The following is a 4,748-nucleotide window of genomic DNA, read 5'->3' on the forward strand; positions in this document are numbered from 1 at the left end:
TGCGCCCATCAATCGCGTTGCGCTGACCAGCCAACTCCGCGAGCTCCTCGAACAACACCGCAAGACGCTCCTTGGGGCTCACCACCACAGGAGACGACGCGATCGAAGACATGACCTCATCATCGCAGTGGGGTACGACAAGTTTCGGCGGCCCGATCCGCGCCCCGGGGTGGGACCGTCATCATTCGACAAGCGGGGCGGTCCGATCGCGAGGCAAGTCAGGTCGAAAAGCGGGAAAATCTCGCCGACCGGCGGTCGCGTGACCTTCGGGACCCGCCGGCTACCAGACGATCGCGGCCATGTCGCGGTTGTCGGAGCAGACGCTGCGCACCGCGGATTCGATGTCGGCCGCGGTGATGATCTGCAGATCCTCGACGGTTACCGGTTGCCCCGAACGCTTTTGGGCGATCACGCGGGTGTCGCGAAAACCCTCGGCACGCTCGATGACGTTGCGGGCGAACCGGCCGTTCTGCATGGCGTCGATGCCGTGCTGGCCGCCCGGGGTGGTGTAGTTGCGGATGGTGGTGGCCGCACCCAGGAACGCCTCGCGCGCGCCGTCGTCGAGCAGGCTGGCCCGCGGTGTGGCGTAACGGTGCCCGATCTCGACGATCTCGGCCGGCGAGTACGACTCGAACCGCAGCTTGCGGTTGAACCGGCCCGCCAAACCCGGGTTCACCGTGAGGAATTCGTCAACCTGGTCCTCGTAGCCCGCCCCGATGAAGCAGAAGTCGAAGCGGTGGACCTCGAGCGCGACCAGGAGTTGGTTGACGGCCTCCATGCCGATCATGTCCGGGGTCCCGTCCTGGTGGCGCTCGATCAGCGAGTAGAACTCGTCCATGAAAATGATTCGGCCAAGCGACTTTTCGATCAGCTCGTTGGTCTTGGGCCCCGACTCCCCGATGTAGTGGCCGCAGAAGTCGGAGCGGCGCACCTCCCGGATCTCGGGATGGCGCACGATTCCCATGCCGGCATAGATCTTGCCCAGCGCCTCCGCGGTGGTCGTCTTGCCGGTGCCGGGCGGCCCCACCAGCAGCATGTGGTTGGTTTGCCCCTCCACCGGTAACCCGTGTTCGAGGCGCATCATCCGCACCTCGAGCTGGTCCTCCAGCGCCGACACCGCGTCCTTGACCGCCGCCAGACCGACCTGTTTCGCCAGCAGGTGACGGCCCTCGGCCAGCAGCTCGGCGCGCCGCTCGGCCGCGTCGGCGTCCTCGAGCTCGTCGCGGCTCTTGGCCGAGGACGCGTCCCACTTGTCGGTTCGGGTCGCGATGGTCTGCTCGTCGGTGACCACCAGCTGCAGATTCGGGTCGGCCAGCGCGGCCTTGGCGGCGTCGATCAGCACCCCGTTGATGGTCGCCTTGGACAGCCAGATCTGCGCCCGGTCCTCCTCGTGAAGCTGGCGGTGCACCATGCCCCGCACGTACGCGAGGTCGGCGGCCAGCAGCGGAATGTCGGCCGGCCCGATCGATGCCGTCAACACCTCGGCGCCGAACCGGCTCGACGACGCGGTCTGCCCGGTCACGTCGACGCGGTCCAGCCAGTCCAGGGCCACCCGGCCCTGCCCCAGATGGGCGGCGGCGTGGGCGGCCAGCGCGCAGATCGACGCGGTCACCGCGGACATGATGATCGCCTGCGGCGGCAGCTCTTCCGCGGCCGTCAGCAACACGTCCGGCCAGCGCTGAGTGGCGTACATCAGGAACGCCCGGGCCAGCTGGTGCCATTGGTAGTTGCCCCAGGAGTCGAGCAGCTCGCGGTTGGCCAGCAGCTTGTCGGCCTCGGCGTATTCGCCGGCGATCGTCAGCGCCGACGACAGCGCCAGGCCCACCTGGGAGGCGTCGGTGACGGTGATGCCGATGTAGGGGCCCAGCTGCAGCTCGGCCGCCAGACTGCGGCCGATCCGGGTGGTTTCGCGGTGCAACCATTCGCGGTGATGGTTGAGCCGCTTCAAAGACGCCAGATCGCTGTCACCGCAGGCGACGCGACCCAGCCAGGCGTCGGCCATCGACGGGTCGGCCTCGGTGGCAGCGACGAACTCCGGCAGCGCCGCGGCGCGGCCCTGCCGGTCCCTGATTGCCATGGCGCGGTCGAAATGCCTACGCGCCGTGAGCAAATCCCCCATCGTCTGCACCATCCTCGACGCTACGTGGCGAACGACATCGCGACTGACTCCAAGTTGACGTAGCGGTTCTCCGCGCGGAACAGGTCCATGTCAACCAGCCAACTTTGGCCCGCCGCAGTCACTTTCACCGTCGCGCCGCTGACCTGCTCGATGACCACCTCGAACGTGTGCCCGTGCCCGTCGGGAAGCGCCGTGCCGGCCGGCGCGACGGTGATCACGGTGGCCGGCCGCGGCGCGGGTGAGATCGCGGTGGGGGCGTGTTCGACGACGCTGACGGTGGTGCGCGGGGCCGGCCGGGAGGTGCTGACGACGCTCACCGCGGGCATCCGCACGCTGGCCCAGCGTTTCGCGTCGCGGCTATGCACGCAAACACGTTCGCCGGCCCCGGCGGTGCGGATCACGATCCGTTTGACGATCGCATCGTCGCCCGCCACGAACACCCTCGACAGCTCACCCGCGTCGGTGACCGGGATCATCAGCCGGTCGCCATTGGCGAGCTTGCCGACAAGCACCCCCGACGGCCCGATCTCGACGATCAGGCTCTCCGGCAATTGACTTCGGCGCAGCCCCCGCAGGATCGGGCGCGGACCGCACATATTGGCCGCCGCCGCGGCGGCCTGTTCGCCGTTGAGGCGGCGCAGGACCACGCTCGGCGGGCTCGGCGCCGGCGTGGGGGTGCGCACGGTGACCGTTGCGGTGCACATCCCGCCCGAGTACACCGTCACGTTCTGGATGACATCGTCGACGCGCAACGTCCACGCCTGCGCGAGCACGTGGGAGGTGATCGCCTCGGCCGGGTAGGCATACGTCGTCATCCAACCGGCCTCCCCCCGGATGGCCTTCCACTTTTGCATCGAGCCGGACACCGCGTCCCAGCCGAGCCTGCGGTCGAGCTCGCTCAGGTCGGTTGCCGTTGCCACCCTCGCGCGCAACCCGTGGCAACGCAGCAACCCGGCGATGCGCTGCGCCGCCGTAATCGCTGTCGCCCCAAGGGATGTGCGCCAGCGCAAGGCGTCAGTGTTGTCGATCGCCGACAGCCGCAGTATCAACCACGTTTCACGGCGGCCCGCGTATGGCGGGGTGCCGATCTCGGCGTCGTACACCCGCGGGTAGTCGCCGACGCTGCCGCAGCGCGACCCGAACGAGACGACACTGATCGAGTCGAGCTCCAGCCCCAACGGATGCTGCAGCATCGGCACCAGGTCGGCCACGTCGATGACGTTCTCGGTTTCGACGCTCACCGAGCCGGTCACCGTGGTGGCGCGGTGCGCCCTCCCGAGCAGCTGCACCGCCACCACCGCCGCCCCGTCGTGGACGCGCACCCCACCGCCGGATCGGTTGCTGGCCACCGTGACCGGGTCGTTCCAGCCGATCGGGCGGCGGCCCCGCAGCGCCAGCACCGCCCACGACCACGCCGGCTGGCCCCGCCACCGCACGAACACCACCGCCGCGCCCAGCGCCGCGGCCACCCCCGCGCCGATGTACCCGCCGAACGGCCAGCTCGCCAGGGCGAGAAGAAACACCACCAGTATCCCGACCACCCGCCGATTGCTGGCCGGGCTGAAACCGGTCAGCCGCGGCGTCATCGCGCCCTCCGCAACCGCATCCCGACCGCCACCGCCAGCACACCGGCGACCACGGCGCCGAGGAAGCCCAGCGCGATATTGCGTGCCCGGTGATCCGGCGGCGGCGGGGGCGCGGCCGGGGTGATCACCCGGCTCTGCGCACCCGGGGGCAGCCGATCGCCGGGCGGGATGTTGAACGTCAACGCCGCGACCGGGTCCACCAGGCCGTAGCCCACCTTGTTGTCGACGCCCGCCGGCGGATTGTGCGCCGACTGCACGATCCGGTTGATCACCTGATGCGCCGTCAGCTCAGGGTATTTCGCGCGCACCAGCGCCGCGACACCGCTGACGTAGGCCGCCGAGAAGCTGGTTCCCCAGAACGGCATGTTCTTCTCGCCCGGCCGCGACGGCGGGTAGGCGTTGACCGGGCCGCCGCCCTGCGGCGACAGGCCCATGATGTGGGTCGCCGGGCCGGCCACACCCACCCAGGGACCCGACATGCTCTTGTCGATCGCGGCGCCGGTGGCGTCCACACCGCCCACGGACAACACGTAGTCGGAGAACCACGACGGCGAGGAGATGATCTTGACCTGATGCCAGTCTCGCGGATCCGACGGGTTCAGTGGGTCATACATCGGGTTGTTGTCGCAGCCGCCTTCCCCGTCGTTGCCGGCGGCGGCCACGATCACCGCGTCCTTGACGGTCGCCGCGTACCACAGCGCCGCGCCGAGCGCCCGCTGGTCGGTGGACGACTCGGCGGGCAGGCAGGAGGTCACCGAGATGTTGATGACCTTCGCGCCCATGTTCGCCGCGTGGACGACGGCGCGCGCCAGCGTGTTCAGCGTGCCGGCCTTGACCTTCTCGTCCGAGTTCGGGTCGGCCGGAGCGGGATTGACCTGTTCGAAGGCCCGCGAGGACTGCCGGATCGAGATGACGGTCGCGTGCGGGGCCACGCCCACGACGCCGTCGGGGGCGCCCGGCGGGGGTGGGGGCACCGCCGGCTCGTCTTCGGTTTGCGGGTCGGGCGGGCCGTTGGAGGGCGCCATCGCGCCGGCATCCGGGGG

Annotated in this window: 3 protein-coding genes; all 3 read right to left on the reverse strand. The window is 69.8% G+C overall.

Translation table 11 applies throughout. The features are described 5' to 3' along the window. Positions 1-280 precede the first annotated feature (280 nt). On the reverse strand, positions 281-2,131 hold the full coding sequence (gene eccA / locus BST11_RS26485; RefSeq protein WP_142276602.1) for a type VII secretion AAA-ATPase EccA: 1,851 nt from the start codon (positions 2,129-2,131) through the stop codon (positions 281-283). 8 nt (positions 2,132-2,139) lie between these two features. After that, positions 2,140-3,705 (reverse strand): type VII secretion protein EccE, encoded by a 1,566-nt coding sequence (gene eccE, locus BST11_RS26490; protein ID WP_083141137.1) that lies wholly within the window; start codon positions 3,703-3,705, stop codon positions 2,140-2,142. Continuing rightward, positions 3,702-4,748 (reverse strand): type VII secretion-associated serine protease mycosin (mycP, locus tag BST11_RS26495; RefSeq protein WP_083141139.1); only part of this gene is annotated, 1,047 nt, incomplete at its 5' end. The genes mycP and eccE, both read right to left, overlap by 4 nt.

This window comes from Mycobacterium alsense (assembly GCF_002086635.1).
GTDB classification, from domain to species: Bacteria; Actinomycetota; Actinomycetes; order Mycobacteriales; family Mycobacteriaceae; genus Mycobacterium; species Mycobacterium alsense.

Coding starts and splice junctions, on each gene's coding strand:
- eccA (WP_142276602.1), bottom strand. CDS start 2,131: ATGGTGCAGACGATGGGGGATTTGCTCACGGCGCGTAGGCATTTCGAC.
- eccE (WP_083141137.1), bottom strand. CDS start 3,705: ATGACGCCGCGGCTGACCGGTTTCAGCCCGGCCAGCAATCGGCGGGTG.